Consider the following 17873-nt stretch of genomic DNA (forward strand, 5'->3'; position numbering starts at 1 on the left):
GAATATTATAGAATTGACTGCATGGAGTCTCACTTAAGAGCAAAAGGAACAAATTTTTACACTATTGGACTTAGTTATAAAAAAGCTGATGCAGAGATCAGGGGTCATTTTAGTGTAAACGATGAAGCCAAAGAAGGAATACTACAACAGGCCAAAAATGAAGGTATTGAAGCCTTGCTTGTTACCTCTACTTGTAATCGAACCGAATTACACGGTTTTGCTCAACATCCATTTCAATTAATCAAATTACTTTGCGAACATACTCACGGAACCATAGAAGAGTTCGAAAAAGTAGCCTATGTACATAAAAATAATAAAGCAGTATCACATTTATTTAAAGTGGGGACTGGTTTAGATAGCCAGATATTAGGTGATTTTGAAATCATAAGTCAACTAAAAAAAAGTTTTATAGCTTCTAAAAAAGTAGAAATTACTAATCCTTTTCTAGAAAGACTGATCAATGCAGTAATACAGGCGAGCAAGCGTATTAAGAACGAGACTGAGATTTCATCAGGAGCAACTTCGGTTTCTTTTGCTTCTGTTCAATACATTCTTAAGAATGTAGAAAATATTTCAGAAAAGAAGATCGTACTTTTTGGTACAGGTAAAATAGGCAGAAATACGTGTGAGAATTTAGTAAAACATACCAAGAACGATCATATTACTCTGATTAATAGAACTAAGGATAAAGCAGAAAAAGTAGCAGGAAAATTTAATCTTATTGTAAAAGATTATGCTAATATTCAGTCAGAAATAACAAACACAGATATTCTTATTGTCGCTACGGGAGCACAGAATCCTACTATTTCTAAACAGTTAATCCATTCACAAAAACCATTATTGATTTTAGATCTGTCTATCCCAAAAAATGTGGCAGATGATGTGAATGAATTACCTAATGTAACTTTGGTTCACTTAGATCATTTGTCAAAAATGACAGATGATACTTTACAAAGAAGAAAACAATACATTCCACAAGCCGAAGTTATTATAGATGAGATAAAAACAGAATTTGGCAGTTGGTTAGAAACTAGAAAATTTGCTCCTACTATTAAAGCACTTAAAAATAAATTATCTACATTAAAAGATGCAGAAATTAATCTACAACGAAAAAAGTATGCAGATTTTGATGAAGAACAAGCTGATATTATTACTAGTCGAATCATTCAGAAAATTACCAATCATTTTGCCAATCACCTTAAAGATGATAATACTTCGGCAGATGAAAGCATAGAATTGATTCAGAAAGTATTTCATTTACAAAATAAATAGTCTTGACAAAAACGATTCGTATAGGTACCAGAGATAGTGAATTAGCACTTTGGCAAGCTAATACCGTGCAAAAAAGTTTAGAAGAATTGGGATATAAAACCCAGTTGATTCCTGTTAAGTCAACAGGTGATATTATACTAGATAAGCCATTGTATGAATTAGGAATTACCGGGATTTTTACCAAAACACTAGATATAGCCATGTTACATGGTGATATTGACATTGCTGTGCATTCGATGAAGGATGTGCCAACTATACTCCCAAAAGGAATAGTAGAAGCTGCTATCTTAAAACGTGCTAATGTAAACGATATTCTGGTTCATAAAGGATTGGATTTTTTAGAAAGTAAAGGAACAATTGCTACCGGAAGCCTTCGAAGAAAAGCACAATGGTTACATAAATACGCAACACATACAGTAGTTGATCTACGTGGAAACGTAAATACACGAATGCAAAAACTAACCGATAGTGATTGGAATGGTGCCATATTTGCCGCTGCAGGATTAGAGCGTATTAATCTAAAACCCGATAATTATATTGATCTGGATTGGATGATTCCTGCACCAGCTCAAGGAGCTATGTTGGTAGTTGCCAAAGAAGAAGATGAATATTGCCTCGAGGCATTATCAAACTTAAACGATAGCCCATCGGAAATATGTGTACATATCGAACGAGAATTTCTACGGGAATTAGAAGGAGGCTGTACTGCACCAATAGGAGGACTAGCAGAGATTAATACCGATAGTATCCATTTTAAAGGAGCTTTATTTAGCCTTGACGGAAAGGATAAGATTGAAGTGAATAAAGAAATTAAAATCGGTGATGTGGAAAATCTGGGTAAGATATGTGCTCAGGAAATATTGAATAACGGAGGGCATGAATTGATGAAAGAGATAAAAGCAGAAATAGCATAGATTGGATACTTCACCAACAATACTCTCAACCAAAAAACTTTCTGCAGCTCAAAAAGAGTTGTTACTAAATACAGGTCTTGGGTTTGTCGAATATGATGCCATAACTATAGAACTTTTAGAAAATAATATTGAGAATACAATCCAGAATGCAATTTTTACAAGCAAGAACGCTGTGAAGGCAATTAAAAATTCCGGAATGATCATTTCAAACTGTTTTTGTGTAGGAGATAATACCAAAAAACGTTTACAGGAAAATGACTTAAATGTAGTAGAAACTGCTCAAAATGCATCAGATTTAGCCAAAATCATTATAAAAAAGTATAAAAATGAATCTTTTTTGTTTTTTTGCGGAAACTTGAGAAGAGATGAATTACCTAATCTTTTGGAGCAAAATAATGTTGAGGTAAAAGAGGAGATAGTATATAAAACACATTTAAAATCAAATAAATTTAATCGAATGTTTGATGGGATATTGTTTTTTAGCCCATCTGGAATCCAGAGTTATGTTTCAGAAAATAAAATAGGAGAAAGTATTGCGTTTTGTATAGGAAACACAACCGCTTCTGAAGCCAAAAAACATACAGATAATATTATTGTTGCTAATAAACCAACGGTAGAGAATGTAATTGTTCAAGCCGTGAAATATTTTAATAAATTATGATCCTGGTATAGGCCAGAATCATTTTGAATACTAAATAATAAAGAGATTTTCGCAAAGTAGAAAATTCACAATAGCTATGACAGAACTAAAAAACGATCTATTTCTTAGAGCACTAAAAGGAGAAACCGTAGAACGCCCACCAGTTTGGATGATGCGTCAAGCAGGACGATATTTACCAGAATTTCGTGCACTAAAAGCAAAATATGATTTTTTTACTCGTTGTAGAACACCAGAATTAGCGGCAGAGATAACCGTACAGCCTATAGATATCATTGGTCCCGATGCTGCAATCTTGTTTAGTGATATTTTGGTGATCCCGCAAGCAATGAATATCGAAGTCGAAATGAAAGATGGGATTGGTCCCTGGCTTCCTAATCCAATTCGATCTTTGGCAGATGTAGAACAGGTAATTGTTCCAGATGTTCATGAAGAATTAGGATATGTAATGGATGCGATAAAACTAACAAAAGAGCGTTTGGATAATCGTGTTCCTTTAATTGGTTTTGCCGGTTCACCTTGGACGATTCTATGCTATGCGGTACAAGGACAAGGATCTAAGAATTTTGATAAAGCCAAAGAATTGTGTTTTACACAACCAGAGGCAGCACACCAATTATTACAAAAGATTACCGATACTACTATTGCATATCTTAAGGCAAAGGTAGCAGCAGGAGTTAATGCAGTTCAGGTATTTGATAGTTGGGGAGGTATGTTATCTCCTGTGGATTATCAAGAATTCTCATGGAAATACATCCAGCAGATTGTAGATGCGTTAAAAGAAGAAACCGAAGTGATCGTTTTTGGAAAAGGGTGCTGGTTTGCATTACAAGAAATGGCGCAATCAGGAGCTGCTGCGCTTGGAGTAGATTGGACTTGTTCTGCACGTAATGCTCGTTATCTTAGCGGAGGAAATATAACACTACAAGGTAATTTTGATCCTTCGAGATTATTATCTCCGCCTGCAGAAATCAAAAAAATGGTGAAGCAAATGATAGATGCTTTTGGTAAAGATCGTTATATCGCTAATTTGGGACATGGGATTTTACCGAATATTCCTGTAGAGAATGCTCAAGCATTTGTAGATGCAGTAAAAGAATATCAAGCATAAGAATGAGTATTAGGAGTCTGTTAAAACGATTAAGTTTTAGACAAATCCTTAGATTGACAGGGATAATGCTTCAGAATCCTTTACTTGTCTACCCAACGCTAAAAGCTACAAGGAGAACCATGATTATTTGTGATTTGCATTATGGGAAAACACATCATAATCATGGAAAAGCGAATGCGTTTAGACATGCCTTGTGGAATATTTTGATTTGCTATAAAACCTTTAGAATTACTAAAAATGAAGAAAGCTCAATTCGGTGGACCAAGAAAATAACTGATTTGCATGAGAAACTGGCTCCGAATAAACCCATAGAAACTGCAATGGATTTGCAGAATAATGAAATGGGTAGAAAGTACTTTGTTTCTTTAAAAAATATTTCTGAAGATGAAATAGTTACCTTTTTAAAAAAGCATGTACAAAAAGCTAAAAAAGTAACAGAGCTCAATGCATTACTAGATCATAAAAATGATTTGGTTTATCTTTCGGAAAAATAAGAAGTTAAGAAATGTTGAAACAAACTTCATAAAAAAGCTACTTATAAAAGTGAATCAATCAAAAAAGAAAACCAATGCTTAAAAATATCATTAATGGGATCAAAGCTTATTTCGGGACGTTCAAACTTATTTCGAAATTGGGATTATGGAAATTTTTTGCCATACCTATTTTAATAAGTGTAATCGCAGGATTATCTTTTGTGGCATTAGCATATTTCTTTTCTGATAATCTAGGTACTTTGATTGCAAAAATTTGGCCTTGGGAGTGGGGATCGGAAACATTTGCTACTATTAGTACATATATTGGAGGTCTATTGATCCTGGTGATAGGGTTAATACTATATAAACATATTGTAATGGCATTATCCGCACCATTTATGAGCCCAGTTTCAGAAAAAGTAGAAACACATCTTCTGGGAGAAACAAATCATGTGCATCGCAATACATCATTTAGCCAACAATTATCTAGAGGTATCCGTATTAATATACGAAATCTATTTAGAGAATTATTATTTATGATTCCGTTGATTATTTTAAGTTTTATCCCGGTTATAGGTCTTTTATTTACGATTTTGATTTTTTTAATTCAGGCATATTATGTAGGTTTTGGGAATATGGATTATACAATGGAACGTCATTTTAACTACAAAGAGAGTATCCAGTTTGTAAGAAAAAATAGAGGCACTGCAATAGGTAATGGGATCGTATTTGTATTGATGCTCTTTATCCCTATTATAGGGTTTATCATCACACTACCTATATCTGTGGTTGCAGCTTCTACAGAAACAGTGAAAATTTTGAAAGAAAAAGGATTAATTGAACTAAAAAACGCATCCGAAGAGATTTCTAAAATTGAAGCATAATATCATGGTTAAATTCAATTGGGTTTTAAGATCTAAAAAAATATTTACATAGTTATAAATGAAAGATAAGTTTTATCAATATATACAAGACTTACAGGATACCATAACCTCAAAATTAGAGAAAATAGATGGTAAAGCTAAGTTCCAGGAAGACCTTTGGGAACGTCCCGAAGGAGGTGGAGGAAGAACCCGTGTGATCGAAAATGGAAATGTATTCGAAAAAGGAGGTGTAAATATCTCTGGAGTTCATGGAGCACTTCCTAAAGCCATGCAGAGCTATTTTAATGTAGGTGATGTTGACTTTTTTGCTTGTGGTCTATCCTTGGTATTACATCCTAAAAACCCAATGGTACCAACAGTGCATGCCAATTGGCGTTATTTTGAAATGTATGATGCAAACGGAACTATTGTAGATAGCTGGTTTGGTGGAGGACAGGATTTAACACCTTACTATCTATTTGATGAGGATGCAAAACATTTTCACCAGATATGTAAAGATTCTTGTGATAAACATCACCCAGATTTTTATACCATTTACAAAAAGAAATGTGACGAGTATTTCTACAACGCACATCGCGGAGAAGGTCGTGGAGTAGGAGGTTTGTTTTTTGATTATTGTAAAGCAGATGATACGATGTCGATGCAAAACTGGTATGATTTTGTAACCGAAGTGGGGAATAGCTTTTTAGAAGCTTATACTCCAATTGTAGAGAGAAGAAAAGAGCTGCCGTATACCGACACGCAAAGAGATTGGCAGGAAATCCGACGTGGGCGCTATGTAGAATTTAACTTGGTACACGATAAAGGAACTCTATTTGGACTAAAAACCAATGGAAGAATAGAAAGCATTTTAATGAGTCTTCCTCCTCATGTACAATGGCGATATGATTACCATCCAGAAGCGGGTAGTGAAGAAGCACGATTAATAGAAGTACTAACAAACCCAGTAGATTGGGTATAATTAAAAGGCACTCATTATTTATGTTGAAAATAATTAGAAGAATTGGTCTTATCATTAACTATAAGACTTTTGTTATTACTTTTCTCTCCTTGATATCCAGTTATGGATGTAGATATTTTGATTTTACAGCCAATTTTCCTTTAACATTAATTGCTACTGCAATCGTTTTTCCTATTGTTTTTTCTATAGGAGGAGCATATAAGCGGAGAGAAAATGCATTAGATGAATATGGTAGTATCAAGGCACATGGCAGGGCTTTGTACTTTGCAACAATTCACTGGTTAGAAAATCCTCCAATAACTCTTAAGGAAGATTTAAAAGTGCATTTACAAGGATTATTGAACGCTTGTAAGCATATGTTTACAAAACCTGTAGCCGAATTAGAAAACTATGAAAAGGAGGTGTACAGAAATTTTACAGAACTATCTTCTTTCATAAAAGAAATGAGAAAACATGGATTACCTTCGGGAGAAGCTTCGCGTTCCAATCAGTTTTTAAGTAAAATGATGATTTCTTTCGAAAAAATTAAGCATATCTATCAATATCGTACTCCCAGAACACTAAGGACATATAGTGATATTTTTATAATTATTCTTCCCATATTGTACGGACCATACTTTGCTTACAAAGCAAAAGAATACGCTGTGGGATTAGAATTTGCAATGCCAATTTTGTATAGTGTTATTTTGGTCGCTTTGGATAATATTCAATCTCATTTAGAAAATCCTTTTGATCAACAAGGAGAAGATGATGTTAATTTTAACGTAGAGAAGTTTATTTCTAATTTAGAATAAGAAATCCATAATTGACCTCTTAGGGCCTATATATAATGCCATATAATACTTACTAAAAAACCGAACACAAAGTCAAAAACCGGTTAAAGTGCTTAAAATTTCCGCCGAATGACATTTATATAATTTTTTTTTATTAACTTGCAAGACAATCATTTAGGGCTTATCTATAAAATGTTATATTAATTAACACAAATGCCTTATGAAAAAAATTCTACTATTGTTAATTGTAATCCTTGTTGTAGGATGCGAATTTTTACCCAAAGAATCTAAGTTTTCTAAGTTTTCTAAAAATACAATCGAATTTAAAAATAATACGATTGTGCTTACTAGTGGATACTCAAAAATAACTCCAGAAAAATTTAGAAATAGACTGGATTCTCTAGAAAATAAGCCAAAATTTAAAAAGGTTGCTTTACATGAATTGAAAAAAATAGAGGACAAAAAAGTAGACTTCGAGCTATTCGTGGACGAAAATAATGTCGAAAATTATGTTTTTATATATACATGTGATTTTTATCAATTTGATGAGCATAGAGCAGCTAGAGTTGTAGCAGCACTTAATGATCAATTACAAGATGAATCTAATGTTCAGGAAGTAAAATATAAAAGAATTCACGGTCGATTTTTCTTTACTCCGACTTCAAAAGTGGTTAAGCTTAAATACCTAAAAGCGTATAAAAAGGAGAAAAAATTTCAGACAGAGTATATTGTTGCATCAAAATCAGGAGGAATTGGGTTATTGATTAGTAATCTAGAGGATATTGATTTTGAAAGCTCTATAAAACGATTAGCATCAAAATAAGATAATTGATAATGATATATCTTTTATCTTAGTTCTTTTCTACTCTGTAAATTGTAGATCATGCAATGGATAAAGATATTTTTGGTACTGGTTTTGGTTGCGAGTTGTGCCCGCAATATAGAACCAACAGCAGATAACATTAATAAGATATTTACATCTAAAGATTTTACTTTCGAGTTTGTTCGTCAAACCGGACATGAAGAATCTCTTAGTTTTAGGAATGATTATCTAGTTTATAAAAGTGATAAACCTACATATCGTAGAGAAATAAGTTATGATGAGGTACTTTTGATCAATGATTTCATTCAAAAGATTGTTAATCTTCATTCTAAATCATTAGACCCAGAAACATCGTCACATTATACCATAAAAAATACAGCATATAAAGTAGTAATTGTACCAGATCTTGAAGATTACTACTTTGATGCTTTACTAAAAACGTTAGAACTGGATAAGATAGAATAAGATGGTAAACTTATTCAAAAAGTAAAGTAAAAGAAGTCTCTTGATTTGGTATAGAATGCACTGTTAAACTCCCCCCGTGCAAATGCATAATTTGCTTAGAAAGACTTAAACCAATACCGGTACCTTCTTTTTTTGTGGTATAAAAAGGTATAAATATTTGACTCATAATATCTGGATGGATCCCTGGGCCATTATCTTTAACTGTTATATACTTTTTTTCTTCGGGTGTAATTCCCAAAATGAACATAAGAGTTGCTTTTTCGGTCTCTTTTAAAGCCTGAATTGCATTTTTACAAAGATTGACCAATATTTGAGTAATTTGCTTTTCATCAGCATAAATTTCAAGATTTTCAGTAGTATTAATAATATCAAAAGAAATGGTATTAAAATCAATTTCCTGACTCATCAAAACTTTTATCTTTTCTAGTAATTCATACACTTTAATTATTTTCTTATCGGGTACAGGTACATTTAGAAAGCTACGATACGACTGTACAAAACTCATTAAATCATTTCCTTGGTTTTTGATTACTTCTAATCCTTTTGCGGTATTATGGATCTTATTTTCATCAATTTCTGTAACCGGTATGATCCTGTCTTTATCTTTATAATACCCCAAAATAGATTCTGATATTGAAGTAATAGGAGTAACAGAATTCATAATTTCATGGGTCAAAACCCTAATGAGTTTTATCCAAGAATCTGTTTCTTTTTCGTCTAATTCATTATGAATATCTTGTATTGTTATTAACCTTAAAACTTCACCATTTAATAGTATTTCAGAAGATTTAATGGCAAGCTGTATAGTTTCACGTTCGTTAGTGAGTTGAAAAAGTGTTCGTTCAAATGGTTTAATGGTATTAAATAGTTCATATAGGTTTTTATCAACTTGGGCTAGTTGTTTTATATGATTTAGAGGTGTATGATTTAATAGTTTCTCAACTTTGGGATTATTAAAAAGGATATGCCCTTTATGATTAAATGTCAAAATACCGATTTCTGCCTGTTTCAATATTTCCTGATAATACTGCTCTTGCGTTTGGTTTTTTAGGTGTACTTTTTGGATCACAGTATTAAGGCTATTAAGGCTACGATTTAATTCGTTGAATGATTTTGGACCTCCTTTTTCTGGAAATCGAAGAGTGAAATCTTCGTTTTTAATAGAATTAAAAAAATAAGCAATTTTTCGATTATTGTAATTTAGGTATTTGATTAAAAATACAGATTGTAATGAAAGGAATAATAGAAGAAAAAAGGATAAAATATATAGTTCTTTAAAAAAAAGAAAAGCCAATAGTAGTGATGTCAATGAAAGGATTACTACTCTTAGAATGAGTTGTGTATATAGGCTTCGACTTACCATTAGCGTTCTGATTTTTTTATTTTGTTATATAAAGTCTGTCTGGAGATACCAAGTTGATTTGCTGCAGCGCTGTAGTTTCCGTTGTGCTTGTCTAGTGCTTTAGAAATCATAAGTTGTTCCATTTCATCAAGAGTTTCCGGGCCTTTATCCAAAGAAATCCCTGAGCTGGCACTTAATAAAAAATCTGTTGGTTTCAATACATTTCCTTCACATAAAATTACGGCCCTTTCTATAGTGTGTTGTAACTCTCTTACATTTCCTGGCCAGCGATATCCCATTAGTTTTTCTTCGGCAGTAGTATTTATTCGAAGAGATGGTTTGCCATACTTTGAAGCGAATTTTTTTAAGTAGAAATCTGCCAATATCAAGATGTCATTATCTCGTTCTCGCAATGGAGGTACTTCTATATGAATTGTATTAATTCTATAGAGTAGATCTTCTCGAAAAATACCATCATCTACCATCTGGTTAAGATTACAATTAGTGGCACAAACCAGACGTATGTTTACAGGAATAGATTTATTAGAACCAACCCTTACTACAGTTCTGTTTTGTATTGCAGATAATAGTTTGGCCTGTGTTTGTAGTGATAGGTTTCCGATTTCGTCGAGAAACAAGGAGCCATTATTTGCTGCTTCAAACTTTCCTGCTCGATCTTCTTTGGCATCTGTAAATGCTCCTTTGGTATGACCAAACAGTTCACTTTCAAACAATGTTTCTGATATTGAACCCATATCTACACCAATAAAAACTTCATTTTTACGAGGAGACATTCTATGCAATTCACGAGCTATTAATTCTTTTCCTGTTCCATTTTCACCTGTAATCAAAACATTGACATCTGTTTTTGCTACTTTTCTAACTAAGTTCAAGACAGCGGTAAGTGCTTTAGAATTACCAATAATATAATTACTGTCCTGATTAATTACTCGCTTCAGATGGTTTTCTTTCTGTTTTAGTTCTTGTACTTCTTTTCTGGATTTACGAAGTAAAAAAGCTGACTTTATGGTTGCCAGTAGCTTTTCATTATTCCAGGGCTTTAATATAAAATCGGTAGCTCCTTCTTTTAACGCTTTTACAGCAAGATCAACAGCACCATAAGCTGTCATCATAATTACCGAAGTATGAGGAGCTTTTTTCTTTATTTCTCTAAGCCAGAATAAACCTTCATTTCCTGTATTAACACCAGCAGAAAAATTCATGTCTAATGCAACAATATCAAAATCACTTAGATTTTGCATTGAAGAAATTTGATTGGGATTAGAAATCGTTTTAATGTGTTTGTACTCAAACTGCAATAAAATTTCCAGTGCGCTTAAGACACTCTTATTATCATCAATGATTAAAACTTTTCCATCCTGCATCATTTATTATTTAAGTTACCATAGTAAAACTACAAATTTGAGACAGTACTCCTATAGCAGTGTAAAATTATTTGACACTATTTGTATAATAATTTTACATTTTTAAAATTCAGTATAAACGATTTAATACATAATTACCTGATAAGCAATTCATTATGTTTTTGGCATGAGATTAGGTTAAGGTTTGGTATCAAAATATTATTTAAGTGTTTAATAAATGATAAATTCTAAAAACAAAATCTTATATTTTCTCTTGATCTTGATATCAAATACGATGTATTCTCAAGATTCATGGTCATTAGATGATTGTGTAGCTTATGCTGTAGGCAATAATCTACAGCTCAAGGATTTTAAATACAACCAAGATGCTAACAAGGAAACATATCGGCAGTCGGTAAGAAATTTATTGCCAAATATCAATGCATTTTCAGATTATAATATTCGATATGGAAGATCAGTAGATCCTAATAATAACAATATTGTAAACACTGATTTTTTCTCAAATAATTATAGGTTGAATGCAGAAATTGATTTGTTTAGAGGTTTTCAAAAAATAAATACAATAAAAGCTTCGAAATTTTTGCATAAAGCATCAAATGAAGAAGTACTGCATCAAAAATACCTATTGGCATTTAGGGTGATGTCTGCTTTTTATGATATTCAGTTTATGGAAGGGCTTTTAACCATTTCTAAAGAACAAGAAGAAGTATCTGATACTAATTATAAACTTGTAAAAAGACAAGTAGAACTTGGTCAAAAAGCAAAAGCAGACTTGTATGAAGCAGAATCAGCTTTATTAGCTGATCAGTTATTGGTTACTCAAAATGAGAATAATGTAGCAGCAGCAAAGCTTAAGCTTATACAAGAAATGAACTTAGAAGGTGTTACCACTATTTCTATTCAATCTTCTCTTATAGAAGATGATGAGAATGTAGCCACTCTTCGAACAAATAAAGATTCTATTTACAGTAATGCCACAACTTTTGTTCCTATCATAAAAGCACAGGAGTTAAAAGCAAAAGCAGCCAAAAAACGATTAGCCATAGCCAGAGGAGGCTTGTACCCTTCTCTGTCTTTTTTTGCAGGGTATCAAACGGGATATTATGAAACTAATGTCAATGACAATACAGGAGAAGTTATCTCTTTTAAGAATCAGATTAAGGATAATGTCTCAAAATATGTTGGAGTTTCGCTTAGCATTCCTATCAGCAACGGATGGTCAAATCGTTCACGCGTAAAACAACAAAAGGTAGAAATGATGCGAGCAGACAATAATTTTGATATTCAGAAACAAGAAATGTTTAAACTCATTCAGCAACTTGTTCAAGAAGGAGACGCACTACGCACAGAATACCGACAGAGTTCACAAAAAATGAAAGCACAGGTTTTAACTTTTGAGATAGCACAAAAGAAATATGAAAAAGGATTAATAAGTGCTATAGAACTCAACCAATCTAAAAACGTATTAGCGAACTCGCAAAACGAAAACCTACAGGTACAATTACGTTTAAAAGTAAATGAAAGTACATTGGATTTTTATAATGGATTACCTGTTTTTAATATAAATAGAGCACAATAAAATGGATATAAAAATTGAAAAGAAAAAAGGATTAAGGCCTAAACATTACGGATACATTGCTATAGGTATAGTACTGTTTTTTGTAGGTTGGAAAATGGTATCCGGAAACTCAGCAGCTACATTTAGAACAGAAAAAGAAAAATTGTCGATTGCAGAAGTTTCTTTTGGGAAATTTGATGATTATATTACCATTAATGGTTCAGTAGCTCCAATAAGTACAATTTATATGGATGCTTATGAAGGAGGTAGAGTAACAGAAAAACTTATTGAAGAAGGAGCGATGGTAAAAAAAGGGGATATTATATTAAAGTTAGAAAATAGTGCTCTTTATGAACAGATTTTGGCTAGTGAAAGTAATTTAGCTTTGAAACAAAATGACCTTCGTTCGACAAAGTTGACTTTTGATTCTAGACAAGTAGAAGGTCGAAAAGATCTGGTAAGTTCAGAATATGAATTACAAAAACTGAAGCGAAATTATGAACAGAGTAAGGCTCTGTTTGAGGACGAATTGATTTCTAGAGAAGAATATCTAATTTCAAAAGAAAACTATGAGCTATCCAAAAAGCGGCATGAAATAATTAAACTTCAGACAGAACAAGATAAATCTCTTCGAGCTACATCTTTATCAGGATTAGATACTGATCTGGAACGTATGCAAAAAACACTTTCAATGGTGTATGAGCGTTTGGATCATCTAAATGTAAGAGCTCCTGCCGATGGTCAATTAGGATTTTTGGATGCAGAAATTGGGCAGAATATTCAACAAGGACAACGAATAGGTCAGATAAATGTATTAACAGATTACAAGATAGAAGCAACAATTGATGAGCATTATATTGATAGAGTGAAAAGAGATCTGACGGCTGTGTTAGATCGCAATGGTAAAGAATATCAACTTCGTCTTCGTAAAGTATATCCCGAAGTACGTAACGGGAAGTTTAAGGTAGACTTGGTTTTTGCAGATCAAAAACCTGAAACCATACGTGCTGGGCAGAGCTATAATATAAAACTGCAACTAGGAGCATCAAATGATGCACTGTTACTACCTCGGGGAAGTTTTTTCCAGAGTACCGGAGGGCAATGGATTTTTGTTGTGGATGCCTCAGGCGAAGTAGCATGGAAAAGAACAATACGTATAGGAAAACAAAATTCGAGATATTATGAATTACTAGAAGGATTAGAAGCAGGAGAAAAAGTAATTACTTCGAACTATGATAGCTTTGGAGATGCCGAAAAAATAATTTTGAAATAAATAGCATTTAAAAAATAAAATCAATCAAAAAATGATACAGATAGAGAACATAAAAAAGAGTTTTAGAACCGAGGAAGTCGAAACTCTGGCATTAAATAATGTAAATCTAAAAGTTGAAGCAGGAGAATTTGTGGCCATAATGGGGCCATCGGGTTGTGGGAAATCTACTTTACTCAACATCATTGGTATGTTGGATAATCCTAATGAAGGATATTATCACTTTAATGGTCAGGAAGTAGGCGGATTAAAAGAAAATCAACGTACCAAAATTAGAAAAGGGAATCTGGGATTTGTATTTCAGAGCTTTAATTTGATTGATGAACTTACCGTTTTTGAAAACGTAGAGCTTCCTCTGATTTATCTCAACATGAAAAAAAGTGAACGAGAGCAAAAAGTAAGACAGGTGTTGGAGCGAATGAAAATCGCACATCGAGAAAAGCATTTTCCACAGCAACTATCAGGAGGACAACAACAACGAGTAGCTATTGCCAGAGCTGTAGTAACTAATGCTAAGTTAATTCTGGCAGATGAGCCGACAGGAAACCTGGATTCTAAAAATGGTATCGAAGTTATGAATTTGCTTACCGAACTTAACCAGGAAGGAACTACCATTGTTATGGTAACACACTCAGATAGGGATTCTCATTATGCTCATAGAGTTATTAATCTGTTTGATGGGCAAATTGTTACCGAAAGCCAAAATAAGCCTTTCAAAGTCAATGTATAATATGCATCAAATAAACTTATTAAAATTAAAGTCATGATAAAATATTTGTACCACTTAGCAATCGCAATATTATTTTTTTGTATCAATCTATGTCAAGGTCAATCAGAAACTATTGCCGTAAAACACTTTGATAAAGTAATTATAAGTCCGCATATCCAGGTAACCTTTGTTCAGGGAGAGAAAGAAAACGTTATGATCAAAAATGCACGTTTGCCGCAAGAAAAGATCAATATCGAAGTTGCAGGAAACACACTTCGTATGTATTTGGATGGAGCCAAAACAACAACCAAAACAGTGAAAACAAACGAAAATGGATGGGAAAGAAAAAAACCTATCTACAAAGGAACTATGATAACTGCTGTTATAACATATACCCAACTTAGAGAACTTTCAATACGAGGAGAAGAAATAATTGAATGTAAAAGTCCAATAGAAAGAGATGATTTCAGATTAAAAATCTATGGAGAATCTAAAATGACAATGAATTCATTAAAAGTAAACTCATTACGTGTTTCTATTTATGGGGAAAGTTACTTGGAAATTAAGGAGGGTAGTGTAAACGATCAAAAATATACAGTGTATGGTGAAGGAAAAGTGAACACTTTAGGAATGAATAATGAAAATACTAAGATCACTGCATATGGCGAAAGTAATTTTAGAGTAAGAGTTTCAGATCATTTAAAAGTTACTGCTTACGGGGAGGCAACTGTGGCTTATAACGGAAACCCTTTGATAAATAAAGGAATAATTTTAGGAGAAGCAATCATTCAAAAAATGAACTAAGAATTCATCATTCTAATTAAATTCTGAAAATCAAAAAACGACAGTTATGTTTAAAAATCATTTAAAAATTGCCTGGAGAACTCTTCGTAAACGAAAAGTATTTACCTCTATTAATATTTTGGGATTGACCCTTGGTTTTGGATGTGCTATTTTAATTTTTTTATTTGTAACCCACCACCTTCAATATGATAATTTTCATAACAATTCAGATCGAATTTACAGAGTAGTAACTGAAGAGCATCGAGATGATGTTGGTTATGAGTCAAGTGTGCCTCCAGGTTTTCCAGAGAGTTTTGAAACAGATTATGATTATGCAGAAAAAGTTTCCAAAATAGCGATAAGAGACCATTGGCAAGTTAATGGTACAGATCATAGATCCAATCAGAGTTTTCACGAAGATATAGTTTTTGCTCAATCTGATTTTTTTGAGATATTAAATTTTCCATTAGTCGAAAAACTAGGAGATCATACCCTGGAAGAACCAAATACAGCTTATATCACTGAAAGCTTTTCTGAAAAAATGTTTGGTAACGAAAGCGCTTTAGGAAAAACATTTGTTTTAGAAAATGAAGAAACTATTCAAGTAATAGGGATATTAAAAGAATTACCAAAAACAACGGTAATTCAAGGAACAATCTTTCCTTCATTTACAACTTTAAAGAGTTATGATAACTTTTTATCCAGTAATTCTTGGGGAGGAATTAGTGATGCATTAAAATGTTTTGTATTACTTCGTCCTAATCAGAATATTGCTGAGATCGAAAATACATTGATCTCATTGGTCTCAAAACATCGTCCTAAAAGTAAAAATGTACATCGCTACAAACTACAAGCATTAAATGATATCCATTTTAATAATAAGTATGGAGGAATCAACGTAAGTTTACTTTGGATCTTTGGGTTAATAGGGTTTTTTATCATCGCAGTAGCTTGCATTAACTTTATCAATATTTCTACAGCGCAAGCCTTTACTCGTTCTAAGGAAATAGGGATTAGAAAAGTACTGGGAAGTTTCAGACAACATCTTTTTTGGCAATTCATTTCAGAGACATTTATTATCAGTTTTTTTGCGATGATACTAGGTTTAGTATTTGCTATATTGGTATTACCAGCGTTCAATGAACTTTTGGAATTAGATCTTTCTATATCCTCTTTGCTTAATGTTAAAGTAGTTGGATTTGTATTGATGTTGCTGATAGGTGTTTCAATTTTTGCAGGCAGTTATCCCGGAATTATACTGGCACGTATCCTTCCAACTTTGGCGTTAAAAGGAAAACTTACCCAAAAAGATACCGGTGGAAAATTAACTCGAAAAGTATTGGTGACTTCTCAGTTTGCAATTTCTATCATATTTATTGTCGCAACAATTATTATCAGAAAACAAATTAACTATGCAGTAAATGCAGATTTAGGCTTTGATACAGAATCAATAGTAATTGTAGAAATTCCTGAAGATATAGAAACCGTAAAAATAGAAGGTTTACAAGAACGAATCAATACTCTTTCTGGGGTAAAGAATAATACGGCTTGTTTAGCGAGCCCCGGAGCCTCTAGTAATAATTGGGGTACAGGGGTACGATATAATAATAGACCTGAAGTTGAAGAATTCTCGATTTCAGCAAAATTAGCGGATAGAGATTACCTTAATACATTTAACCTTAAACTGGTTGCGGGGCGTAATTTTTACCGCACTGATTCGATCTCAGAAGTCGTTGTGAACGAAAAACTTGCTCAGAAATTAGGCCTTGCAAATTCCCAAGAATTAATAGGTAAACAAGTAGAGTTCAATGGGGCTACAATTAAAGCATCAATTGTAGGAGTAGTTGCCGATTTTCATGATAGGAATTTTCATGAAACAAAGAGTCCTATATTTATTGCTCCTCAATCTAATGCATATAACGAATTAGCTATTAAAGTTTATAACCAAAATGCTAAAACTACTTTAGAAGGAATTGAAAGACTTTGGAAAGAGGTTTTTCCAAAATATATCTATGAGTTTGATTTTCTGAATGAGCGTGTAGCCCAACAGTATAAGGAAGAACAACGCTTTTTACTAATGTCAAAATTATTTTCAGGATTAGCTATTTTTATTAGTTGTCTGGGACTTTATGGATTGATTTCCTTTTTCGTGGGACAAAAAACAAGAGAAATAGGAATTAGAAAAGTATTAGGAGGAAGTGTAAGCGATATTTTGTTATTGGTTACACAAGATTTCTTAAAACTTATTTTAATTGCTGGGGCAATTGCTTCTCCTTTAGCATGGTATTTCATGAATAATTGGCTACAAAACTATACATATCGTATCGAAATAAATTGGTGGGTATTTGTCCTATCAATAGCAGGGTTATTAGTCATCACTTTGCTTACAATAAGCTATCGGGCTATTAAAGCTGCAACTGCCAATCCGATAAAAAGCTTGCGAACAGAATAAATCATCAACTTGTGCTGAACTTGTTTTCAGTATCAAAAAA

The 17873-nt window shown here is 32.8% G+C and carries 17 protein-coding genes; 15 read left to right on the plus strand and 2 right to left on the minus strand.

Annotated features, from left to right (window positions below; all coding sequences use genetic code 11):
* The first annotated feature begins 21 nt into the window (after positions 1-21).
* From hemA to ATE84_RS04930, 10 genes are all read left to right on the plus strand, one after another.
* Positions 22-1272, plus strand: a complete 1251-nt coding sequence (gene hemA, locus ATE84_RS04885; RefSeq protein WP_101446299.1) for a glutamyl-tRNA reductase — start codon at positions 22-24, stop codon at positions 1270-1272.
* Between the two features lie 2 nt (positions 1273-1274).
* Complete coding sequence (gene hemC, locus ATE84_RS04890) at positions 1275-2186, plus strand: hydroxymethylbilane synthase (RefSeq protein WP_101446301.1); 912 nt, start codon at positions 1275-1277, stop codon at positions 2184-2186.
* A 1-nt stretch (position 2187) separates the two neighbouring features.
* Positions 2188-2847: a uroporphyrinogen-III synthase gene (locus ATE84_RS04895; RefSeq protein ID WP_101446303.1), complete on the plus strand. Its 660-nt coding sequence runs from the start codon at positions 2188-2190 to the stop codon at positions 2845-2847.
* Positions 2848-2923: 76 nt separating this feature from the next.
* Positions 2924-3955 carry a uroporphyrinogen decarboxylase gene (gene hemE, locus ATE84_RS04900; RefSeq protein WP_101446305.1) on the plus strand — a complete coding sequence of 344 codons (1032 nt, stop codon included), beginning with the start codon at positions 2924-2926 and terminating at the stop codon, positions 3953-3955.
* Positions 3956-3957: 2 nt separating this feature from the next.
* Positions 3958-4449, plus strand: coding sequence for a hypothetical protein (locus ATE84_RS04905; RefSeq protein WP_101446307.1), 492 nt, complete (start codon positions 3958-3960; stop codon positions 4447-4449).
* A 74-nt stretch (positions 4450-4523) separates the two neighbouring features.
* Complete coding sequence (locus ATE84_RS04910; protein WP_101446309.1) at positions 4524-5312, plus strand: EI24 domain-containing protein; 789 nt, start codon at positions 4524-4526, stop codon at positions 5310-5312.
* 58 nt (positions 5313-5370) lie between these two features.
* Positions 5371-6273, plus strand: a complete 903-nt coding sequence (gene hemF / locus ATE84_RS04915; protein WP_101446311.1) for an oxygen-dependent coproporphyrinogen oxidase — start codon at positions 5371-5373, stop codon at positions 6271-6273.
* A gap of 20 nt (positions 6274-6293) precedes the next feature.
* Positions 6294-7067, plus strand: coding sequence for a hypothetical protein (locus ATE84_RS04920; RefSeq protein ID WP_233195745.1), 774 nt, complete (start codon positions 6294-6296; stop codon positions 7065-7067).
* Positions 7068-7266: 199 nt separating this feature from the next.
* Positions 7267-7869, plus strand: coding sequence for a hypothetical protein (locus ATE84_RS04925; protein ID WP_101446313.1), 603 nt, complete (start codon positions 7267-7269; stop codon positions 7867-7869).
* 60 nt (positions 7870-7929) lie between these two features.
* Positions 7930-8334, plus strand: a complete 405-nt coding sequence (locus ATE84_RS04930; RefSeq protein ID WP_101446315.1) for a hypothetical protein — start codon at positions 7930-7932, stop codon at positions 8332-8334.
* A gap of 10 nt (positions 8335-8344) precedes the next feature.
* Here ATE84_RS04930 and ATE84_RS04935 read toward each other — a convergent pair whose 3' ends face one another.
* Together ATE84_RS04935 and ATE84_RS04940 are read right to left on the minus strand one after the other, a co-directional pair.
* A complete protein-coding gene (locus tag ATE84_RS04935; protein ID WP_101446317.1) occupies positions 8345-9697 on the minus strand; it encodes a PAS domain-containing sensor histidine kinase in 1353 nt (450 codons plus the stop codon).
* Positions 9697-11061, minus strand: coding sequence for a sigma-54 dependent transcriptional regulator (locus ATE84_RS04940; RefSeq protein ID WP_101446319.1), 1365 nt, complete (start codon positions 11059-11061; stop codon positions 9697-9699). Before ATE84_RS04940 ends, ATE84_RS04935 begins: the two co-directional genes overlap by 1 nt.
* 274 nt (positions 11062-11335) lie before the next feature.
* Between ATE84_RS04940 and ATE84_RS04945 the strand changes: the two genes are divergently transcribed.
* Genes ATE84_RS04945 through ATE84_RS04965 form a run of 5 tightly spaced genes read left to right on the plus strand, consistent with a single transcriptional unit; the run spans position 11336 to position 17833 of the window.
* Entirely contained in the window at positions 11336-12640 is a 1305-nt protein-coding gene (locus tag ATE84_RS04945; RefSeq protein ID WP_233195746.1) for a TolC family protein, read from the plus strand.
* A gap of 1 nt (position 12641) precedes the next feature.
* Positions 12642-13892, plus strand: a complete 1251-nt coding sequence (locus ATE84_RS04950; RefSeq protein ID WP_101446323.1) for an efflux RND transporter periplasmic adaptor subunit — start codon at positions 12642-12644, stop codon at positions 13890-13892.
* Positions 13893-13923: 31 nt separating this feature from the next.
* On the plus strand, positions 13924-14619 hold the full coding sequence (locus ATE84_RS04955) for an ABC transporter ATP-binding protein (protein WP_101446325.1): 696 nt from the start codon (positions 13924-13926) through the stop codon (positions 14617-14619).
* 33 nt (positions 14620-14652) lie between these two features.
* The gene (locus ATE84_RS04960) at positions 14653-15402 is read left to right on the plus strand and encodes a head GIN domain-containing protein (protein ID WP_101446338.1); all 750 of its coding nucleotides are present in this window, start codon (positions 14653-14655) and stop codon (positions 15400-15402) included.
* Between the two features lie 46 nt (positions 15403-15448).
* Positions 15449-17833, plus strand: a complete 2385-nt coding sequence (locus tag ATE84_RS04965; RefSeq protein ID WP_101446340.1) for an ABC transporter permease — start codon at positions 15449-15451, stop codon at positions 17831-17833.
* Positions 17834-17873 lie beyond the last annotated feature (40 nt).

Origin of the sequence: Aquimarina sp. MAR_2010_214 (genome assembly GCF_002846555.1) — a bacterium.
Lineage (GTDB): Bacteria > Bacteroidota > Bacteroidia > Flavobacteriales > Flavobacteriaceae > Aquimarina.